General features: G+C 43.5%; 17 protein-coding genes. All 17 read right to left on the bottom strand.

Annotated features, from left to right (window positions below):
* Positions 1-677: hypothetical protein (locus tag D1614_RS05580; protein WP_147384038.1), on the bottom strand; the 677-nt coding region annotated here is incomplete at its 3' end.
* Between the two features lie 183 nt (positions 678-860).
* Positions 861-1,724 carry a BT_3987 domain-containing protein gene (locus D1614_RS05585; protein ID WP_119436928.1) on the bottom strand — a complete coding sequence of 288 codons (864 nt, stop codon included), beginning with the start codon at positions 1,722-1,724 and terminating at the stop codon, positions 861-863.
* 20 nt (positions 1,725-1,744) lie between these two features.
* Complete coding sequence (locus D1614_RS05590; protein ID WP_119436929.1) at positions 1,745-3,763, bottom strand: RagB/SusD family nutrient uptake outer membrane protein; 2,019 nt, start codon at positions 3,761-3,763, stop codon at positions 1,745-1,747.
* 81 nt (positions 3,764-3,844) lie between these two features.
* Complete coding sequence (locus D1614_RS05595; RefSeq protein WP_119436930.1) at positions 3,845-5,221, bottom strand: IPT/TIG domain-containing protein; 1,377 nt, start codon at positions 5,219-5,221, stop codon at positions 3,845-3,847.
* Between the two features lie 18 nt (positions 5,222-5,239).
* Complete coding sequence (locus D1614_RS05600; protein ID WP_206609933.1) at positions 5,240-8,674, bottom strand: TonB-dependent receptor; 3,435 nt, start codon at positions 8,672-8,674, stop codon at positions 5,240-5,242.
* A 104-nt stretch (positions 8,675-8,778) separates the two neighbouring features.
* Entirely contained in the window at positions 8,779-10,011 is a 1,233-nt protein-coding gene (locus tag D1614_RS05605; RefSeq protein WP_119436931.1) for a FecR family protein, read from the bottom strand.
* 146 nt (positions 10,012-10,157) lie between these two features.
* Positions 10,158-10,751: an RNA polymerase sigma factor gene (locus tag D1614_RS05610; RefSeq protein WP_119436932.1), complete on the bottom strand. Its 594-nt coding sequence runs from the start codon at positions 10,749-10,751 to the stop codon at positions 10,158-10,160.
* Positions 10,752-11,056: 305 nt separating this feature from the next.
* On the bottom strand, positions 11,057-11,506 hold the full coding sequence (locus tag D1614_RS05620; RefSeq protein WP_119436934.1) for a GatB/YqeY domain-containing protein: 450 nt from the start codon (positions 11,504-11,506) through the stop codon (positions 11,057-11,059).
* Positions 11,507-11,519: 13 nt separating this feature from the next.
* Positions 11,520-12,908, bottom strand: coding sequence for a cell division protein FtsZ (gene ftsZ, locus D1614_RS05625; RefSeq protein WP_119436935.1), 1,389 nt, complete (start codon positions 12,906-12,908; stop codon positions 11,520-11,522).
* A 29-nt stretch (positions 12,909-12,937) separates the two neighbouring features.
* Positions 12,938-14,248 carry a cell division protein FtsZ gene (gene ftsZ / locus D1614_RS05630; protein ID WP_119436936.1) on the bottom strand — a complete coding sequence of 437 codons (1,311 nt, stop codon included), beginning with the start codon at positions 14,246-14,248 and terminating at the stop codon, positions 12,938-12,940.
* Positions 14,249-14,259: 11 nt separating this feature from the next.
* A complete protein-coding gene (ftsA, locus tag D1614_RS05635) occupies positions 14,260-15,549 on the bottom strand; it encodes a cell division protein FtsA (protein ID WP_119436937.1) in 1,290 nt (429 codons plus the stop codon).
* Positions 15,550-15,551: 2 nt separating this feature from the next.
* Positions 15,552-16,301: a cell division protein FtsQ/DivIB gene (locus D1614_RS05640; RefSeq protein WP_119436938.1), complete on the bottom strand. Its 750-nt coding sequence runs from the start codon at positions 16,299-16,301 to the stop codon at positions 15,552-15,554.
* Positions 16,294-17,685 (bottom strand): UDP-N-acetylmuramate--L-alanine ligase, encoded by a 1,392-nt coding sequence (murC, locus tag D1614_RS05645; RefSeq protein WP_119436939.1) that lies wholly within the window; start codon positions 17,683-17,685, stop codon positions 16,294-16,296. Before murC ends, D1614_RS05640 begins: the two co-directional genes overlap by 8 nt.
* A complete protein-coding gene (gene murG / locus D1614_RS05650) occupies positions 17,682-18,785 on the bottom strand; it encodes an undecaprenyldiphospho-muramoylpentapeptide beta-N-acetylglucosaminyltransferase (protein ID WP_119436940.1) in 1,104 nt (367 codons plus the stop codon). Before murG ends, murC begins: the two co-directional genes overlap by 4 nt.
* A complete protein-coding gene (locus D1614_RS05655) occupies positions 18,782-19,993 on the bottom strand; it encodes an FtsW/RodA/SpoVE family cell cycle protein (protein ID WP_119436941.1) in 1,212 nt (403 codons plus the stop codon). The genes murG and D1614_RS05655 overlap by 4 nt, the downstream gene beginning before the upstream one ends.
* A complete protein-coding gene (gene murD, locus D1614_RS05660; RefSeq protein WP_119436942.1) occupies positions 19,993-21,330 on the bottom strand; it encodes a UDP-N-acetylmuramoyl-L-alanine--D-glutamate ligase in 1,338 nt (445 codons plus the stop codon). Before murD ends, D1614_RS05655 begins: the two co-directional genes overlap by 1 nt.
* 1 nt (position 21,331) lies before the next feature.
* Positions 21,332-22,582, bottom strand: coding sequence for a phospho-N-acetylmuramoyl-pentapeptide-transferase (gene mraY / locus D1614_RS05665; RefSeq protein ID WP_119436943.1), 1,251 nt, complete (start codon positions 22,580-22,582; stop codon positions 21,332-21,334).
* Positions 22,583-22,591 lie beyond the last annotated feature (9 nt).

Here is a 22,591-nt window from a genome sequence, read left to right on the forward strand (position 1 = left end):
TGTTCAAAGAAGTAAGTACTTCCTTTGCTATGTCCCAGCAGGTCGACAAAAACGAGTGCATTCTTATCCTGTTTCTTAAGCCTGTTGCTAATTTTGGCCCCTACCGAAGACGGTACCGCCCATTTGCCTACACCGCCCAAAGCAATTTCATCAATATGAGAATAGATGTATTTACCATTGGGAAGATTCTCCGATATTTTCTTGATCTCAGCATCCAGGTATTGCTCAAATTCCGGACTGTTTACGTGCTCTTTAATCGCCAGACTCCGGTAATAATCTTTATCATCGCCCTCAGGTAATCCGGGTATTTTATCGATGTAGGCATGCAGCATTGGTGAAAACGGATTGAGAATATGTATTTTATCCGCCATGTAATCTTTTTGGGTGCCCGGTGTTACAAAAAGCATGTTAAATGGCTCCGATTTTTTTTTGAACAGGGCCGCATTTTCGCGGTAGGCTTGTTCATCCGCTTCCGGAGAATTCGTAAAGGAGTAACCGGGAACATGCCAGGTTCCGATGGCAAAAAACTTTTCATATTCGCTGCTTCCTGTTTTTTTGCTCATAATCCAAGCATCACGGCCTGCTTTCCAGTTAAAATGTTGTGCCTGCAAACCCACGGGGTACATATCGATAATTAATAAGAGTAAAGCGATGTAAATTAGTTTCATATCATTCATAGAATTTGGTTTTATGATTTTATTGCACTAGTTATCAGTAAACTGCAAGCAAAAATCGAAATATACAGATTTATATCATTGTCAATGATTGATAACTTTATAACACAACCACCAGGGGAGAAAGTATATAGTGCCCGCTTTTGTCAAATATTCGCGGGCACTATTGTTCTCGAAACGGGAGGACTAATCTTCTTCGTATTCGAGGTTTACAATTTTCTCTTTTATCGAAATTTCATCCCCATCGCTGTCAGTAAAAGAATAAAACAGCTCAAAACTCATTGTCTCTTTATTGTAGGTACTGCCGCCTAAATCGGTTACCAGAGCATCTTCCCACGGAGTAATCGTTACATTAACACTGTCTTGGGCAATGGTTAGCAACATATAATTTGTACTTATGAAAGCCTTATTATCAGGTAATGTATGAATTGGCATTCTTACCTGGTTAGCTGAAATCGCTTTTAAATATGGCTGAACAGAACGGTTTGTTTCAGGCAATTCTCTGGAACTCCCAGAGTAATCTCCCGAAAAGCCATTAACCATCTTGATTTCATGAATAATGGTGCTTAATTTCGAATTCACTTCATAAGCCTTGCTATTGGAGCTAATTGTCAAAGGTAGCACATAACAGCTGTCAGGATCAAGTCCGTCAACGGAGAAAGGAATACTTAAAACGCCATATTCTGTTCCTTTTTTAATAGTAACAACAGAATTGTTTAATGTAAAATTGGATTCAGGAATTAAATTTTTCTTTATGTAGTTTGGATTGGCAATTGCATTTATATTGTTGAAAGAGTCCAATACATGGTAATCCAGATGGAGTTCAATATCTATGTCGTGGCTGGTCGGTTCCGTCCCGCCACAATAAACGGATAAATCGATTGTATTACCTTCTGCTCCATAAAAATACTCTTCTTCAAAGAGTAAATTGTTGCTATTGACGATGTAAATGACTTTTTTATATTGTTCGCCAAAGTCCACCTCCGAATTGCAAGCAGTAAGGATACTGCCTGCAACTATTAATAATAGTATATAATAATTCGTCCTCATAATTTTATGTTTGATAAGTATTAATATCCAGGGAATTGATCCAGATTAGGATTCTTATCGGTTTCATGCTTTGGTATAGGAAAAAATGTTTGCCTGTTGGTGAATACTTTATAGGTATAATCTCTCTCTCTAACTACAACCTTTTTATAGTAATCATCCATTTCCCCTGATGACGCGTTTATATTACATCCCAGCACGGGAAGATTTTCATACTTTACTGCATTTTTAGTACGACGCAAATCAAAATATCTTCTGTTTTCCCAGGCCATTTCAATTTGGCGTTCTCTCAGAATTAATTCTCTCATTCTTTCTTTGTCGGCTAAATCGGTATCCGTTATTCCGGGTAATCCTGCCCGATAACGAATTAAGTTAAAGCAACGTTTCATTTCGGCAACATCCCTGGATACAGTAACTTCGTTTATAGTATAGCTTCCATCCAGTTCATTCATAGCTTCTACATAATTTAGATAGACTTCAGCCATGCGGTAAACAATATTGTATTTATTTTTTTGTCTGCCTCCGCTTATGTAAGAATCTTCATAATGAGTGAACTTACGACAAAGGTATCCCGTCATTGGGTAATCTTCAGCATCTGCTCCTCCATGGGACAATGCAAATTCTTTACCGCTCTTCGAGTCTCTGTAGAATTTGGCAACTTTACCATCCTGTTGATCGATTTTATCAGGAGGCGTAGTAACCGAAGGATAATAAGAATTGTTGTATGCAACGGTTGCATAAAAGCGCATCTCTCGGTTCACATACCACTTATGAGTTCCACTTAAAATGGTAAATCCATCACTGCTTTTCGAACCCGAAAAAATAACTTCGTTGTCGGTATACCCTGTTTCGTGGGGATAGGACTCGCTCGCATTATCTATTGTGCGGCCATCAATCATATAATACGCATCCGCTAAATTCTGAGTAATATCGAAAGATCCCCAACCTCCGAGCATGGTAGGTGCAGAATACCGAAAACAGTCATTAACACTAGTGCTCTGACGCGAGAATAGTATTTCCCGGTTGGAAGATGCCAATACACATTCTCCATTAAACATATCAGCATACGAATGGAATGGATCAATTCCTCCCACTCCGTTAGGGAAATCGCCTTGTTCATGTTCGGGAACAGGAAGATATGGGGTATTTTCCATTTGGGGAACAGTATATAAGTCGTAAGGCTTTAGATCAACTAGGCGTTTGGCATTCGCGGCTGCTATCGCCCATTTTTCAGGATTGAAATCAGGATTCAGATAAGGGGTGCCCTCATCGTTCATAAAATTGGAAAATTCCTGGTTTTGTCCATTATATAGTGGGCTTGCCGTATAAAGGGATAATCTCGACAACACAGCCATAGCAGAATACTTTGTTGGACGGCCTATCTCTGTATTGTCCCTTACTTGGGAAGGAAGCAACTGTATTGCTGTTTCCAAAAGAGAAGACACATAATCACTGCACTCATCCCAGGTATTACGTTCCACCATCATTTCTTTGAGGGAAACATCAAAATCAATTGGATCGTCCGGCATAATAGGAACTGGTCCCCAAGCCAACATTAGCTCAAAGTATATGCATGCTTTTAAAAAAGTTGCCTCGCCAATCCATTCAGAACGCTTTAATTCACTTACTTCTTTACATTCATTTACACGCGTTATGAATGTATTTGCTTTCCGGATTCCTTCATAAAAATAGTCCCATCGATCAAAGTCATTTAGATTTTCAGGCGTAATTTTGCCGTTTGCAAAATAGTTGAAGTTATGCCATGTTTTCCAGTATGTACAAAGGCCCTCGTCGGTTATTAGCGTATAAGGCATTCCCTGGTGCCATGCAATATTACTACCGTTATCGACTAAATAGCTGTAAACATTATTCAAATATTCTTGCGTATATTCTTTTTTTACGAAAAGGGTATCTAATGTAAACAAGTCGGATATATAAGGATCAATGTCCAGGTACTTACTACAGGATTGAAAAGTCATTGAAAATCCAATGACTACAGAAAGAAATCCTGTCAATAAATATTTTTTTATTTTTATTTTCATCTGTTTATTATTTTAAATTTTAATAGCATCTGAAGGAGTTAATTCCACTACGTTTCGTTGAACGCCATTTGGTCTTGTACGTTATTGTATTGCGATACAGCGTATTGTATAATTATAGGTATCGGCTACATAAACTATCCCATCAGGAGTAACAGCTACGTCATAAGGAGTATTAAAAAGTGCTTCGTTCGGTTTTCCGTCTTTATATCCTTTTTGTCCGGGAACACCTGCCATTATAGTACAATTTAAGTCCTCATCGATTTTCCATATAACATGGTTAGAATAATCAGTAACGTATATATTTCCTTCATAGTCACACGCTAAACCTTCAATAGAACCAAGTTGAGCAAATTTACCATTACCTTCCTTTGCCGCTCCTGCCCCCATTCCAACAATATGAATTAGATCATCCTGGGTTATCCATGGTTTGTTCTTCTCTGCATCGATATTGTGTGGATTGAATTTATAGATTCTACCCCAGCCTTCACATGATACGTAAATATGTTTGTCTTTAGGGTTATAAGCCATATGGGACCATGAATCCGTATTTATTTTTTCACCTATCAGCTCCACTTTTTTTGATTGTTGATTCACCCTGAGCAACTTATTCCCGCTCGATGACAATAAATATACGTACTCATCGTCTGCGGTTAGTCCGTAATAATATGTGCTTCCTGCTATATAGTCTCCATCATCATCCTTTTGATCATAGTAAGCTTCAGGTTCCTGCCAGTTCGATTTCTTAAATGCACCATAAAAAAGCAAGGGTTTCGAAGCACTGCTTCTTTCTACAACAAAATAAGAGGAGAAGTCTAAATTGAAAGAGCCTTGCCACGGACTATTCAGACCTGACATTAAAGAAGATAGCCTATTGTCGGGAATCGATATTTGCCTGATTTTTCCACCCCAGTCATCGGCAACGAAAAGCGTATTTCCGGTACTGTCGACATCGACCATGGCTGGCCTCCTAAATGAGCCTTCCTGCATTGTTCCGTCAGCTACAGCGCTTACACCTTGTTGCCCGGCAACTGTTGTAACGGTAGCTTTTACAAAATACTTGAATTGAACATCTTCCAATTCTGCTTCAACATAGGCAGGGACCCCATCAGGGTCAACTCCTGTTTCTATAGCCACTTTTATGTCTGAAAGCTCTCCCGGTTGTTTGGGAACCATTGCATAAATAGCATTATTCTGTACTTTGAGGATAAGTGCTTCTTTTTTATTAAAGAATAACTTGACCTTTGCTATATCATTCCCGAAGTTTGATCCATTTACCACAACCCGTGTTCCCAGTCCGCCTTCTTTAGGGCCTATGCCGTTAACCAAAACCGGGGAATTAGGTGAGTAGGGAATATCATGGATATTCTCCTCTTGATTTTCTTTTTCACAGGCACATACAGCCACAAAGAAAATTAGAATAAAGAGGAAATATGGTTTTTTAATTATTCGACTTTTCATAGGTCATTATTTTTATGTTTAGAAAGACAGTTGTATCAGCATTGAATAAGAACGGGGAATCGGATAAACAGCACCGTTTGAACTGGCCTGTTCAGGATCCCACAGTTTTACCTTATCCCATACATATAAATTGTCAGCAACAAAAGCTGCACGGCAACTTTTAATATATACTCTTTCGGTTATTGATTTGGGAATTGTATAACCAATTTCTAGTGTTTTCAACCTCAAATAACTTGCGTCAGACAACCAGAATGTAGAATTTCGGTTATTGTTTTCGTTATAACCATAAGTTAACCGGGGGAATCTGGCATTAGGATTTTCCGTAGCAGGATTTCCGGAATAAGATGCGGGCGTCCATCTGTTTTTTTGTTCATTTACAATGCTGAGTACATTTCCTGTAGCTCCACCTGAAAATGGATAATAACCAGCACCACCCATAAAATAATCGACCTGGCTTGCTCCTCTGAAGAAAATATTAAAATCAAAATGTTTCCAGCTCAAACTGGTAGCAAAGCCATATTGCAACTTTGGGATGTTGGAATTGCCGATAGGCACTATATCGTCATCATTAATAATCCCATCCCCATTTACATCTTTGTATTTGATATCCCCAGGCAATACTTTTCCATACTGTGTTGGGCTGTTCTTCACATCCTCTTCGTCCTTAAATAAACCCAATGCAATTAACCCTCTGGTTACGTTATTGCTGGTCCCTTTTTTCCCAAGGTATGGATAACGCGGAGCTACTTCGTCATAATCTAAAATTTTATCTCTTGTCAATGTAAAATTACCTCGCAACTCCATCGATACTTCCCCGAATTTCTTATTATAAGAAGCTGTTCCATCGGCTCCCCAACTCTTCATTTTGCCTACATTTCCCCATGGCTTTGTTCCCACACCAATGGTTCCGGGGAGCGTAACGCGCTGCATAAATATATTGTTTCGGCGATCAATAAATCCATCCACAGTAATGCTCAGTGCATTCCAAAGTTGAATATCAATACCTAAATTCTGTTTTATTGCTTTTTCCCAAACCAGGCCCGTTGAACCTAACGTTGACTCAGTAACACCGCCTACACCGGAAGCAATATCACCAAACGCGTATCCAGGTGCGTCCATGTTGATATAAGTCAGATAAGGGAAACGGACATCACTACTGATTTTATCATTCCCTACCAAACCATACGAATAACGTAACTTTAATGAATTAATAAAGGGTGCTTTTTCTTTTATAAAGGAATAATTTGACAGCACATAGCCAAGTGCAACAGATGGGAAAAAGCCAAATCGTTCTCCTTTTGGAAAGTTTTCCGAACCATTGTATCCGAAGTTTCCTTCGATAAAATATATATCATCATAAGAGTAGGTTAAACGCCCGGCCATTCCGAGATTACGATAAGGAATCGAGCCAATTTCATCATGAATGTCAGTACGGGTATAGTCTCTCTGATTGTAAAGGTACATAACCCCAATCCGGTGTTTTTCGTTGACTATCTTACTATAATCGGCTTTCCCCTCCATGTAAATTGTCCTAACTCCGTACGAAGAACTACTAAAATTCATTGGAGTTGCAACTACTGTTTTGGTGGTGATCAATTCTCCTGTTTTCCAATTCCGATCCGTTGCAAAAAACAAATCGGGCATTTTTGTCCTTCCTGTAGTGTGTGCATTAAAGTTATCAAATGAAACCGAACCTGTTACCTTTAGCCCTTCCAGCAAAAAATCTAAATTTTGTTCGAGAACCAATAACGACTCTATCGAGTTTTCTCGTTCTGTTATAAATCCGGTTTCGTTTAACAAAACGGAAGGAGAAACGTTGTTTTGAGTTTTGCCATAAGCAGGTAACTGTCCGTTGGAATATCTAATCGGAACAGTTAAAGGTGTTAAATTGGCTTGAGCACTCCATATACTCGATGTAGTTCCAATACCCGGACGGTTTAAATCAACGAGCTTTGCAGAAAGCAACAAACTCACTTTGGTTGTAGGAGTTACATTGACATCAATATTACTTCTAAATGTGTACTGATTTCGTTTAACGTTTGAATTGTATTTTTCTAAACCGGTTTGTTTGTAAATAGCATCATTTGTACGATAAGAACCACTCATATAATAGCCGGTGTTTTTCCCTCCTCCGGAAATGTTGATGTTCCCCTGCATTCCCCATGTATTTTTTTTCAGGATTTCATTTTGCCAATCTACATCCGGGAAAAAATCTGGGTCCATCCTGTATTTAATAATATCATATACTTCGGGAGAATATACGGATTTCCCGCCCCGCACCAATTGAGCTTCATTGGCCAGCATGGCATAATCGAATCCTCCAAGATAATCAGGTAAACGAGGTAATGTTTCCATGGTGGTTTTCACGTTGGCATTGATTGAAACTTTACCCTCACTTCCTCTTTTGGTATTAATAAGTACAACTCCGTTTGCACCCCGGGCGCCGTATACAGCTGTAGCTGTGGCATCTTTTAAAATCGAGAAGCTTTCAATATCTTCAGGCGCAAGTTCATTTAAGCTGCTTGCCCCCCGGTCGATACCATCAATTAAAATAAGTGCACCACTATTGGCCCCGAATGTGCTTATTCCCCGAATCCAGAATTCCGATACATCTTGTCCAGGTTCTCCGCTTCGCTGAACGCCAACCAACCCAGCTATCCTTCCTGCCAGTAAATTCGAAACCGAAGTTACCCCTCCAATATTCAAATCCTTGGTCGTAATATTTGCAACGGAGCCAACAACGCTTACTTTGCGTTGCGTGCCATATCCAACTGCAACAACTTCTCCTATATCCCGCGTTTCTTCTTCCAGAACAATATTAAAAACAGTTTTTCCTTCAATTGCTATGGTGCGGGTTTTCATGCCTATAAATGAAAACTGAAGGGAATCGGATGCAGGGGAAATCATTAAATGAAATTCACCATCGGCATTTGTTACAGTACCGTTTGTTGTACCTTTCTCCATTACTGTAACTCCCGGAAGAAATTGTCCATTCGGATCTGTCACTAATCCGGTGACTTCTTTTTCCTCTTTCTGTGAAGGCCCTGACTCTCGCAGTTGATTCTCTATATTATCCGGGATTGCTGCTTTTTCGTCGGTCAGAATTACGATTTGCCTGTCATAGATACGGTATACGTTTGGAGTGTTTTCGAAAACCTGATCTAGAACGGTTTCTACAGTTCTGTTTTTCACATTAACCGTCACACGGCGGTTTATGTCCACCCACTTTTCATTATAAAGCAAAATGAATTCGCTATTATCTTCGATTTCTTCGAACACTTCCCTAACAGTTGCATTTTTCATCTTTAGGTGAAAGCGTGCAGCCTGTGAGTAAGTTTCAGCCGCAGAAACAGTGAGTACCGAAAAAATTAAAAAGGTTAGTAGCTTCATTCTTAACACAATTTTAGAAAGGCTCCCTCGAGTGAAGCCATGCAATTTTCGCTTTTTTTTCATACTTTTAGGTTGTTTTAAATTAACTCATATTTAAACATAAGTGAAAACTGGCGGGCGGGCAGGCCCCCGGTTTTCTTTTTATTAATTGATTCGTTTATTGGGTATTATTTTCTGGATAAGGGTTTTATCTTTTTCTCGATTGTTACAACACTCCCTGAGATTCGGTAGGTAAATCCAGAGGCATCTCCCAGAACGATCATAACATCTTCCAAAGATTTCTCCAAATCAAGCTTCCCGGAAATTTTATCATCGCCAGGATAGTTATCGGGCATTTGAAATTTCACATTATAATATCTCTCTACTTTATGAAGGACAGAACTCAGGCTTTCTCTCGAATACTTCAACCACCCATAAGTCCAGGAAATATAGTTATCAACATTTGTTTCGCTGGTAACAGTGATTGTATTCTGTTCTTTTTTGAAACTCGCTTTTTGATCGGGCGTCAAAACCATCTCTTTTTTTGCCAGTCCTAATAATTTAGTCTGACTAACTGCAACACTTCCTTCTAGGAGAACTGTTTCAATCGTTTTATCGGCAGGGTATGCAGAAACGTTAAAATGAGTTCCCAAAACCCTTACATCCAAATCACCGGTTTTCACAATAAACGGTCTTTGTTCATTTCGGGTAACCTTGAAACAAGCTTCCCCCTCCAGATAAACTTCACGTACATCTTTCGAAAAACTTGAAGGAAATGCCAGGCGGCTTCCGGCGTTAAGCCATACTTTGGTTCCATCGGCCAGCAGCAATTCCGAACTTTTACCGTAAGGAATTACCACCTCGTTCATTTCTGTTTTTTTCTTTTGGTCGCGCTTAAGCTCCACCAGATTAATGATGCTGTCATTTACAATCACCTGTTTCTCCGTGTCATTTACCCTGATCGCAGAATGCTTTTGCTCCAGCGGAATTTCCTCTCCGGAAGAAAGCACCATGTGTCCGTTGGGGTTTTCGCTGCCGAGAGACGAAGAAAAATGATACACTGCATCTTTCTTAATCAAATAAAAGTATCCTCCCAAGCCGATGGAAACGACCAGCAAAACCGATGCAGCCCATGACAAGCGACTCCACAGTTCTCTTTTTTGGGACTTCTTTTTCCGGGATTGATGGTGCCGGTCAATATCTCGCCACATGGAAAGAAGAGCATCTTCTCCCAACTCGTCATGCGTGTCGGCCAATAAATGAATTATTTCGCGGGCCTCTTTTACTTTATTCCTGAACTCCGGATGTTGCTCCAGAAAAACTTTCCACTCCCTGTCATTCTTGTTATTTAAAATCCAGGCAATGAAGTCCTTTTCTTCAAGCAGTTGTTCGGTGCTGTATTCCAAAAATCGTTGCTCCATCTTTACAGGCGTTTGTAAAGTATAAAGGCACAATTGGATTCTTTGTGGACAAAAAAATCAGACTTTTTTTTAAAAAAAATTATTGGGGTAGGATCTCTTATCGTTTCGCAGACAGGAAACAGCCTGAGACAATGCAAAAATTGCACTCAAAACATGACTTTATCTTTCTGAAAAAAACTGAGGAAAAGCACAAACATGTCTGAAGAAACAAGTATTTCTTTTAAACCTTTCAAAGCCCGTGAAACCTGCTTCCTGGCAGAGTCATACTGTATTTGCATTATTTCGCAAATCTGATCGTAATCAAAATTACACGAAAACTTGTAAAACAGTATTTCACGCTGTTTCGGACTCAGCTTTGCCAGTGCCTTTTTCACGGTTTGTTCCCGGTGAGACAGTTCCTCCTTATCAATGAGTTCGTGTTCTGCCGAATAAATAATTTCCGCCTTTAAAACTTCATTATCAGAATAACTCAGCGGTGCTTTTTGTTTTATTGCGTCGGCTAATCGTCGCCTAAAAGAAGCCATTAAATAAAAGCGGATATTGTCGGTTGTTCCAAGACTCTCTCTGGTACTTATCAAATAAAAAAACAAGTCCTGAATAACATCTTTGATCATTTCCTCATCCTGAGAAAATTTTCGTCCATAGCAAAAAAGGAATGGGGTATATTGGAAATAAATATGGGAAAGTGCATAATCTTCACCCTTACGAAAATCATCCCATATCTGTTTATCCTCCTTCATGTCATATAGCCAGGCAAGCTTTTTTTAAAATTGGTTAGTGTCCGGCTAAAGTATGCAAAAAGAAAGTACAAGCATCACTTTTGCCCTAAAATTGAAGATTGATTTTTCAGAAAGCTGCGATATCTGCACCTCACAGACCACACCAATAGTAAGAATCAAAAATCCCGGAAGTAGCAGAAGATGCAGGAAAATAATACATAAGCAAAAACAGAAAACACCGAATGGTTTCCGGTCTATGCAAAAGTCAAAAGGCCGGAAAAACCGGCCTCTTATGCTGAAATAGTTCTGTATGGATTATTACGGTCCTAGCTTAAAAGCTCTTTTACTTTTGCTGAAATATCTTTGCCGTCGGCCTGTCCAGCCAGTTTTTTGGAAGCAATCCCCATTACTTTTCCCATGTCTTTCATCGAAGTGGCACCCACTTCTTCTACGATGGCTTTCACCACAGCGCTTAGTTCTTCATCCGACATTTTCGCCGGCAAATACTGCTCATACACAGCTACCTGTGCCATTTCCTGCTCGTACAGGTCTTCCCTTCCCTGTTGCTTGAATATGGCTGCTGCATCGCTTCCCTGTTTGGCCAGTTTGGAAATGATCTGCAAAGCTTCCTCGTCGCTCAGTTCGTCGCCGGCACCTTTGACAGATTTGGCTTCCAGCATTACTTTTTTGATTCCGCGGATGGCTTCCAGCTTTTCCTTTTCGCGTGCTTTCATCGCCTCCTTGATATCGTTGTTGATTTGATCGAATAATGACATAACGTTTGTTTTTTTAGTCTACTTTATCGTGTAAATAACTATTACGGTCTGAAATCTGGTTGTTCCTGTTCACCGAATACTTCGACGGCTTTTTCTGAAACTTCGGGTCGTTCATCCGAATCTGGCGCCGGCGGTAAGCCGGAATCTTATCCAGGTCGTCCATATCTTCCTCGCTTAGCGTCGAATAATCGGACAGGTCAAGTTCTTTCTCCGGAGTACTACGTTTACGACTGGTGGTAGGATACAGGTTTTCAAATTCCATGTCCTCGATCTCCCGTTCTTTCCGGATATCGAATTCAAAGGTTTTCTGACCAGCCGTTTGCCCCTGTGTATGTTTGGCATGACCGGCGGTATTGTCGCCTCCGGTGCTTACGTCGTCTGAAAGATACACTCTTTCCTTTTGCGGACTGTTTTCGTGAATACCGGAAAGGATGCTGCTCGGAAAGCCTGTGGCAATCACCGTCACTGAAAGCTCTTCGTCAAGGCTTTCATCAATACCGTTTCCCCAGATCAGGTCGGCGTCAAAACCGGCTTTGTTTTGAACGTAATCCGTAATACGTCCCACTTCGGCCATGGTAACTTCCTTTTCGCCCGATGTTATTTGAATCAGCACATTTCGTGCGCCGCGAATATCGTTGTTGTTCAACAAGGGTGAATTCAATGCCTGTTCCACTGCTTCTTCCGCCCGGTTATCGCCCACTGCCACCCCGGTTCCCATCACAGCCATCCCGCTTTTGCGCATCACCGTTTCCACATCGGCAAAATCGACGTTGATATAGCCGGGCACCGTAATAATTTCAGCAATGCCTTTGGCGGCAGTCGATAATATGTTGTCGGCTCTCAGAAAGGCTTCCGATATGCCAAAGTCGCCGTACATTTCGCGAATGCGTTCGTTGTTGATCACCAGCAGCGAATCCACGTATTTTTCCAGTTCCCTGATGCCTTCGTAGGCCTGCTTGATTCTTCGTCTTCCCTCGTTTCGGAAGGGGATGGTAACTATGGCCACCGTAAGGTATCCCTTTTCGTGACACGCCTGCGCAATTACCGGCGCTGCTCCGGTTCCGGTACCACCGCCCATTCCGGCGGTAATAAATACCATCTTGGTATTTTTCTCCAGTGCCTTTTTAACATCCTCAATGTTTTCGATGGCGGCCTGCCGTCCCATTTCCGGCTTGTTCCCGGCCCCACGTCCTTCGGTAAGCGTGGCGCCCAGCTGTACTTTTAAGCGGATCGGGCTGTTTTCCATCGCCTGGGCATCGGTGTTGCAAATCATGTAACCTACATCACGGATTCCATGCTCGTGCATGTGATTAACGGCATTTCCTCCGCCTCCTCCAACTCCCACTATTTTTATTACCGTTCCCGGTTCTTCCTTTAGATTAAAATTTGCCAGTTCTTCCATTTTCCAGTCATTAAAAGGGTTAAGTGGTATTAATCCATCGATTGGTCATCTTCTTCAAAAAACTTGCTCAAACCAAAGTTCTTAAAGAACCAGTTATCTACGTTCGATTCAGCCACCGGCTCATCCCTTGTGCTTTTATCCTTCTTCTCTCGCTTGGCTTTTTTTTCTTTTTTTCTGTCGTATTCCTGTTTCGGAGGCCTGATGATGATCGTTTCTTCAGGTTCCGGCGCATAGTCAACGGTTTCCTCTTCGTCCTCTTCCAGATCACGGTTACTGAAATCGAAACTCACAAAGCCTTCGTTGCTTTTCTCTTCTTCTTCCAGGTCAAACTTTTGAGTTTCCTGTGCGGGCTGCAACACCCGGTTCGGGTTGGTCACAAAACCCGTAGCCAAAATGGTTACGCTGATTTTGTCTCCCAGCCGGTCATCATAACCGTTCCCCCAGATAATGTCTGCCTCCTGTCCTGCTTTTTCCTGCAGCGCTTCAATAATTTCACCGATCTCTCCAATTCTTACTTCCTCGTTTCCGGAAATAATATTCAGCAGAATATTTTTAGTGCCGAAAATATCGTTGCTGTCAAGCAGCGGCGACTCCAAAGCTGCCTGTACCGCGTCCATCGCACGTCCTTCGCCGGTTGCAAAACCGGTTCCCATAATGAAAACGTCGCTTTTGTGCATTACAGTATGCACATCAGTATAATCGATGTTTACGTTTCCGTGAACCGTAATGATCTCGGCAACTCCCTTTACCGCTGTAGCAATAATGTTGTCAGCCATTTTAAAGGCTTTGCTCGCCGGCAAGTCGCCATAAATATTGTGTAGCCTGTCGTTGCTGATCACCAGCATACTGTCGACAGATTCTTTTAACTTTTTGATACCTTCCTGCGCCTGGTCGTACCGTTTCCGTCCTTCGGCAGGCGAAGGAATGGTTACCACCGCAATGGTGAGAATGTCCAGCTCACGTGCCAGTGCAGCAATCACAGGCGCAGCTCCTGTTCCGGTTCCACCGCCCATTCCAGCGGCGATAAACAACATCTTGGTATTATCCTGCAGAACCTTTTTCAGGTCTTCATAGTTTTCACGGGCTGCTTCTTCGCCCATTTCGGGTTTATTCCCCGCTCCCCGTCCTTCAGTAAGCGTAACGCCCAGCTGTATTTTTACGGGAACCGGGCTGTTTTCCAGTGCCTGCGCATCGGTATTGCAAATAATGTAGTCAACCCCTCTAATGCCTTCTTCGTACATGTGATTGACCGCATTGCAGCCAGCACCTCCCGCACCTATCACCTTAATAATGGAAGAGGTTGCTTTTGGAAATTGAAAGTTTACGAATTCTTCGGCCATATTGTGATTTTTTAATTTAATTCTGCATCTGAACCATCGGTATCAAAAAGATTGAGCGCCCCCTGTACTACATCTTTGAAGAGCGGCCCAAAACGGCGTTCCTTTTTCTTGCTGCTTTTTACCTGCACCCGTTCTGTAACGGTTCCGGTTCCGGTTGAACTCAGCATTAATTTTAAAGTCCCCAGTGCGGTAAAAAGTTCAGGATTGCGAAATTCTTCCTTGCGGTTTACCGGGTGAATAACGGGATGGGCATTCCGGGCGTCCATGGCGGTTTTGAATTTCACCAGCGATATCATGTTGTCCAGTTTTGCCGTGCCTCCGGTTATAACAATTCCTGATCCGAGGTTGTTTTCGATCCCCGATTTTTCAATCTGAATATTCACACACTCGATGATCTCTTCCAGGCGGGCCTGAATAATATAAGCCAGGCTTTTAAAGGAAATATCGCGCGGTTCCCAGCCGTTCTCTCCGGCTATGGTTACTACTTTCTGTTCGTCGGCAAAATCGCCCATTGCCTGCCCGTATTTTACTTTTAGCAGCTCGGCCTTTTTCAGGAAGATCGAGCATCCTTCTTTTATGTCGTTTGTCACTACCTGTCCTCCAAAAGGAACTACCGCAGTGTGTTTTAGAACGTTGTCCTGAAAAACCGCAATATTGGTGGTACCGGCGCCAAAGTCCATCACAATTACGCCCACCTCTTTTTCTTCGGAACTTAATACTGCTTCCGAAACAGCCAGCGAAGCATGAACGATTTCGCCCAGTTCAACCCCCGCTTTGTCAAAAACCAGCTTCAGGTTGTTTACGTATTGTGTGGGCATTACCACCAGCTTAAAGTTGGCTTCAATCTTACGGCCGGTACTGCCTACCGGTTTTTCCACTTCGTGTTCGTCGTCGATAATGTACGAAGTAGGGATCACCTGCACCACTTTGTAGTCCTGCTGAATCTCCACTCTTTCGGCTTCGTCGAGCAGACGCTGAACATCGGGGGCAGTTACAAAGCCTTCACCCGAAGTAAGCGAGGTTGCGCGGTAATCGATGGTTTGCATTTTAGATCCGGCAAATGCAACGTGCACCTGCTCCGGCTTTTCGTCCAGCTGGTTTTCGAGCAGGTCAAGCAAATCACCGAGCGCCTCGGCAGCCTCCTCAATGTTTACAATTACCCCCCGTTTTATTCCTTTGGAGGATATTTGAGCTGTGCCCAGTATTTCCATTTTACCCAGCTCCGTTAGTTTTCCGGCCAGCGCCACCATTTTTGACGTGCCCAGGTCAACCACCACCGAAAAATTCTGTTTTGAAGCCATAATTACCTTCTTTTAGCAATCACCTGATTCTTATATTTTAAACTAATCGACTCGTATTTGTTCCAGTTTCTGTTGGCCAGTACCTGTTTGTAAAAAGCCTTCATGTTCCGGAATTTTTCCTGAAAATTATCAGGAGCTCCCAACTCTATTAAATGATCGCCCATCAACGGTGTCAGTATGATATCGCCGTTGGGCTCCACGTGCACCTGCTCAATCTGCGCATTCCAGAACTCATCGCCGGTGATAAACAACACACACGGCAGCAACTGTTCTTTTGCGTAGGTAGTATCGATGCTTCCGGTAGCCACCAGCACCTGCGCCGGATAGGTGGACGACACCGGAAAACGGTGTGCATACTCATCCAGGTAATACGAGCTGGTACTTGTAATCACCCGTACTACCGGCTCGCGGTGTTTCACCCGCACGGTCAGTATTCCGGAGAACGATGAACTGTCTTTGGCAACCGTTTTGTAAACCTCGGCTTTAAAAACAGCGGCCTGCTTTTCTACGGCAGCCTCCAGTTTCTCTGCGTCGATCTGATCAAAGGTTTTTCCAACAATGTCTTTGTCCGTTTTCTTAACCACCCGCCGGATCACCTCTTTGTTTAGCGTGATCTTGTCATCGGATTCATACTCAACACGGACAGTTTTACACAGAACTCCGGAGTATTTCATGGACGTGAAAGCCAGTGTTATTACCATGAACAACACCACCAGCAAAGCACCTCCTATTTTCCAAAGTTTTTTAAACACCTTGTTCCTGTTGTAAAAGTTCCACAATCGGTTTTACCATTCTGTCAATGTCTCCTGCACCCATTGTCAGGATTATTTCATTCTGATCGTTTTTCAGCATGTTTTCCAGTTCGCTTTTCTCCATCAGCTGTTTGGCCTCCAGCGTCATTTTATCAAAAATAATTTCGGATGAAACTCCTTTGACGGGTTCTTCCCGTGCCGGATAAAGCGGCAGTAAAACAGCATGATCCAGCAGATCGAGGCTGGCGGCAAATTCGGCAGCAAAATCGCGTGTGCGCGTGTACAGGTGCGGCTGAAAAATACCGGTTACTTTTTTGCCGGGGTAAAGCGCTTTCACCGACGAAATAAAAGCCTTCAACTCTTCCGGGTGATGGGCATAATCGTCGATGTAAATCTTTTTTTCGGAGCGGAAACGCACATCAAAACGACGGGCCACTCCCTGGTAATCCTGGATTCCGGCTTTTAGCTCGTTGGCGCTCACTCCTGCCAGCCAGGCCAGCGAAGCTGCCCCGATAGCATTCTCCACATTTACTAGTCCGGGATATTCCATTTTGCAATTGGCAATAATTCCATCCGGCGTTTTCAGGTCGAAACCGTATGTGCCGCTTGCCTCATCCAGTTTCAGATTCAATGCAGCAAAATCGGTATCGTCTTTTAAAGAATAGGTGAATACTTGCGCTTTTGTTTTGGAAGTATCCAGCTCCACTCCTTTTTTAATGACCAGCTTTCCTTCTTCCCGAATCTGGGAAATAAACTTTTCGAACGACTCAACAATCCGTGCTTTGTCGCCGTAAATATCCAGGTGATCGGCATCCACCGAAGTCACCAGTGCCAGCAAAGGCTGCAAATGCAAAAACGAACGGTCGAACTCGTCGGCTTCGGCCACAATCCACGGCGATTCTTCTTTGGGCAAAACCAGGTTGCTTCCAAAATTCTTTGAAATACCGCCCAGAAAAGCGCCACAACCTTTCGGTGTTTTGTTCAAAATATTGGCCACCATGGTACTCGTGGTGGTTTTCCCGTGCGTACCTGCCACGGCAATCGCACTCTTTTCGTTGGCAATTAAGCCCAGCACTTTAGCGCGTTTAAACAAACCAATGGGCTGGCTTTTAAACCAGTTCAGTTCTTTGTGCTCGTCGGGCAAGGCAGGTGTATAAACCGCAATGGTTTCTGCCGGGTTCCACTTCGACGGAATATTCCGGATATCGTCTTCAAAGTGCACATCAATCCCCTCTTCCTGCAATGTATCGGTGAGTGCGGTTTGCGTGCGGTCGTAGCCCGCCACATTCTTACCGGTGTATTTAAAATACCTGGCAAGAGCGCTCATCCCAATTCCCCCGATTCCGAGGAAATACACATTCTTTATCTTCTCGATGCTCTTCATTTTAACAACTTTTCTACTTCATCAACTATTGTTTTCGTGGCTTCCGGCCTGGCCAGTTCCTTAATTTTCTCGGACAGCCGGGAGCATTTTTCTTCGTCGTTTACCACTTCAAAAGCAAGCGGAAACAAACGGATATCTATTTCATCGTCGCGCAACATTAAGGCGGCTTCCTTTTCAACCAAAGCCAGGGCATTTTTAGTCTGATGGTCTTCGGCCACATTGGGCGATGGCACCAGCACCGCTGCTTTTCCCACCAAACAAAGCTCTGAGATGGTACCGGCACCGGCTCTCGAAATCACCAAGTCAGCCACTGCATAAGCCAAATCCATCCGCGAAATAAACTTATGCACCTGTAAATTTTCAGGCTTCGAAGTTCTTAATTCTTCTTCAATTCTATCGTAATAAATCGCTCCGGTTTGCCAAATTATTTTACAATCTGAGTCGGCGATCGACTTTATATTTTTGAGTACTGCATTATTGACCGAACGAGCCCCAAGACTGCCGCCAACAATGAGTATTACTTTATCGGTCTCATTCAGCCCGAAATATTGCAGGGCCTCTTGTTTGTTTATTTTTTGAATGAGGTTCTCACGCACCGGGTTTCCGGTAAACACGATCTTCTCTTTCGGGAAAAAGCGCTCCATTTTATCGTAGGCCACGCAAATACTTTTCACTTTTTTACTGAGCAGCTTGTTGGTGATCCCTGCGTAAGAATTCTGTTCCTGGATCAGCGTTGGAATCCTAAATTTCGCAGCCGCCCTCAAAAGCGGACCACTGGCATAACCGCCCACGCCAATTGCTACTTCAGGCTTAAAATCCTTTACGATGTTGCGGGCCATCGAAGCACTTTGCATCAGCTTTCGGAAGAAAGTGATCATTTTTAAGCTGGGCTTCCGCGGAAATCCCATTACCGGCAAACCAATAATTTTGTATCCGGCCGCCGGAACTTTCTCCATCTCCATCCGCCCCAAAGCGCCTACAAACAAAATTTCGGCCTCCGGATTCCGGCGCCGTATTTCATTGGCAATGGCCAGCGCCGGGAAAATATGTCCCCCGGTTCCTCCTCCGCTTAATATGACTTTGTTTATCTTTTGTTTCATTCGCTTTTTTCAATTTCATAATCTTCGTCCGGCGCTTTAATCATCACCGGCTGATCCACCGCTTCGTGGTCCACTTGGTTTTGGTAACTTACGCTTAAAATACACCCAAACGAAATGGCTGTAAACAACAGGGCGGTTCCACCGTAACTCACCCACGGCAGGGGCTGCCCCGTAACCGGCAGGGTACCGCTTGACACCCCAATATTTATCATGGCCTGGTAAACCAGTATCATCGTAAGCCCCACCACCAAAAATGCCGGGAACGTACGGTTAGCCCGTCGGACAATGGTCACTCCCCTGAAAAAGAAGATCAGGTACAGGAAGATCACTCCAATGCCGATGAAAAGGCCATATTCTTCTACAATAATGGCAAAAATAAAGTCGTTGTAGGCCGCTGCCATAAAGTTACTTACATCCGACTGTCCGGGACCTTTCCCAAAGAATCCGCCGGAATAGATGGCCAGCTTGGCATAATCGGCCTGGGTAATTCCGTGGCTTGAATTCGGGTCGCCGTGAATAAAGCGGTCGATACGGCCTTTAATGGTAGCAATACGAGCGGGCGGTTCGTCCATAATACTGGCTCCAAAATACATAAGCGCCACAAAACCAATTCCGGCCACTACCACCAGAAACATATATTTTAACGGAATACGACCAATGAACATCATGGTCATGATTGCTGCAAAAAGCAGTGCCGATGTAGAGAAATCGGATAAAGAGATCAGGAAACACACAATCCCTGCAGGAATAATAATTCCCCGGAATGCCAGAAAAAGATCCCGTTTTGTTTTTTGCTTTTTACCCAGCACTTTCGCAGCATACATGATGAGTGAAATTTTGGCCACTTCAGCCGGCTGAAACGACAAGGGCCCCAAAGGAAGCGTTCGTCCACTTCCGGGAATAATGTGCGTGAATTTTAGCCCAACCGCCAGCACCAGCAAGGCAATGCTAAAATACAGCATCAGGTTGGCTGCCATCGAATAAATCTTCACCGGCAACACATTCACCATCAACAACATCACACCAAAGCCGGCAACTAAAAACCCCATGTGCCGAACCAGGTAAATCCAGGTTTTTCCGGAAGCCACACGGTATGCCAATGCCCCTGTCGCACTGTAAACAATCAGCAGCGAAAGAAGCGACAATAAGATCAGCACAGCCCAGATAACACGGTCGCCTTTGAATATTTTCCAGAAGGAAACGTTCATTATAAATTTCTTACCTGTTTTTTAAACTGATTACCACGGTCTTCGTAATTCTCAAACAAATCAAAACTTGCACATGCAGGCGAAAGCAAAACAGTGTCGCCGTTGCGGGCCAGGTAATAAGCAGCGCGCACGGCTTCTTCCATGCTGCCGGCTTCCACGATGTCGGCCACACAATCACCAAAAGCTTCTTTGATTTTTGCGTTGTTTTTCCCCAGGCAAACAATGGCTTTTACCTTGTCGGTTACCAATCCCTTCAGAATTGAATAATCGTTGCCTTTGTCAACACCACCGGCAATCCAAACCACCGGCTTGTGCATGCTTTCCAGCGCATACCACGACGAGTTGACGTTGGTAGCCTTTGAATCGTTCACGAACTCGATGCCGTGAACTTTCAGGAAATGCTCCAGACGGTGTTCTACGCCTTTAAAGTCGGACAGGCTTTCTCTTAACTGTTCGTTGCGAATTTGAAACACCATGCTGGCAATGCCCGCAGCCATGCTGTTGTAAATGTTGTGTTTCCCTTGTAATGATAAATCCAGAATAGACATACTGAATTGGTTTTGTTTTAAGTTGATAATAATCCGATTCTCTTGTACTCCTGCTCCCGGCACGCTGGCCGCTCCCAACCCAAAAGGAACCTGAACAGAAGCTATTTCTCTTTTTTCTATTTCTTGTTTCACCACCTCATCGTCGTCGCAATAGATGAAGTAGTCGTCGCTTGTTTGGTTTTGAAGGATTCTGAATTTCGAATCCACGTAGTTCTGCATCTGATAGCCGTAACGATCGAGGTGGTCGGGCGTAATGTTCAGCAAAACCGCTACGTCGGCACGGAAGTCGTACATACCGTCGAGCTGAAAACTGCTGAGTTCGATCACATACACATCGTGTTTTTCTTCGGCCACCTGCCAGGCAAAACTTTTTCCCACATTTCCGGCAAGGCCCACATTCAATCCGGCTTTTTGCAGAATATGGTAAGTAAGCAGCGTTGTGGTCGTTTTCCCGTTGCTGCCCGTAATACAAATAGTTTTTGCATCGGTGTACCTGCCTGCAAATTCGATTTCCGAAATAACCGGAATTCCTTTCTCCCTGAGTTTTACAATCAGCGGTGCTGTTTCCGGTATCCCCGGACTTTTCACCACCAACTCAGCATTTAGAATTTTATCTTCGGTATGCTGACCCGCTTCAAATTCAATCTCATAATCAGAAAGAACTTTCTGATATTTCTCCCTGATCTTCCCGAGGTCGGAAACAAAAACGGCAAATCCCTTCTTTTGCGCGAGGATGGCTGCTCCAACCCCGCTTTCGCCTGCACCTAATATGGCTACCAGATTTTCCACCTTACCTCATTTTTAATGTTGCCACTGTTACTACTGCCAGGATAATTCCAACGATCCAGAAACGTGTTACGATCTTGGGTTCGGGAAATCCTTTTTTCTGAAAATGATGATGAATCGGGCTCATCAGAAATACACGCCGTCCTTCGCCATACTTGCGTTTGGTGTATTTAAACCAGGTCACCTGAATGATCACCGAAAGGTTTTCGACCAGGAAAATGCCGCAAAGCAGCGGTATCAGAATTTCTTTACGTATGATGATGGCAAAAACCGCCAGAATTCCGCCCAGTGCCAGACTGCCGGTGTCGCCCATAAATACCTGCGCCGGGTACGAGTTGTACCACAAAAACCCAACGGTTGCCCCGATAAAAGCAGCGATAAAAATGGTAAGCTCCCCAATGTTCGGGATGTACATGATGTTGAGGTAATCAGCATAAATGATGTTACCACTTACATACGCCAGAATACCCAGCGTAGCCCCGCTAATCGCCGAAGTTCCGGTGGCCAGCCCGTCGATGCCGTCGGTGAGGTTGGCCGCGTTTGAAACAGCTGTGATTATCAGAATGATGGCAATGGCATAAATCACCCATTTCAGCCAGCGGGCTGCATCTCCGGCAAAAGCCACCAGCCACGCATAATCAAACTCGTTCTTTTTAATAAACGGAATGGTTGTTTTGGTCGACTTCACCTCTTCGGTTACAAAAACTTCCTGAACCGCCCCTGTTACCGGGTCATTGGTTTGCATGGTCAGGTATTTTCCGTTCTCGTCGCGAACATGCTCCCGCACTTTTACATCGTCGCTGATAAAAAGAGTCGCCACTACAAAAAGCCCGAGGCTCACTTGTCCCAGAATTTTGAAACGTCCGGCCAAGCCTTGTTTGTTCTTTTTGAAAACCTTGATGTAGTCGTCGATAAAACCGATCAGTCCCAAAAACGCTGTAGTGATCAGCATCAAAAGAATGTACACGTTATCGAGGCGGGCAAACAACAAAGTAGGGATGATGATTGCCATCAGTATAATAATACCGCCCATGGTAGGTGTGCCCTGTTTTTGCATCTGACCTTCGAGTCCCAAATCACGCACCTCGTCGCCAATTTGCTTGCGTTGCAAAATGCGGATCATTTTTTTACCAAACACCGTGGTAATAAACAACGACAGGATAATGGCTGCCGCCGACCGGAAAGTAATGCCGGGGATCATCCCTGCTCCCGGAATATCATAATTTTTTAGTATTTCATATAACCAGTACAACATATCTCTGTA

This window comes from Maribellus luteus, from assembly GCF_003576475.1.
In the GTDB taxonomy this organism is placed as follows: domain Bacteria; phylum Bacteroidota; class Bacteroidia; order Bacteroidales; family Prolixibacteraceae; genus Draconibacterium; species Draconibacterium luteum.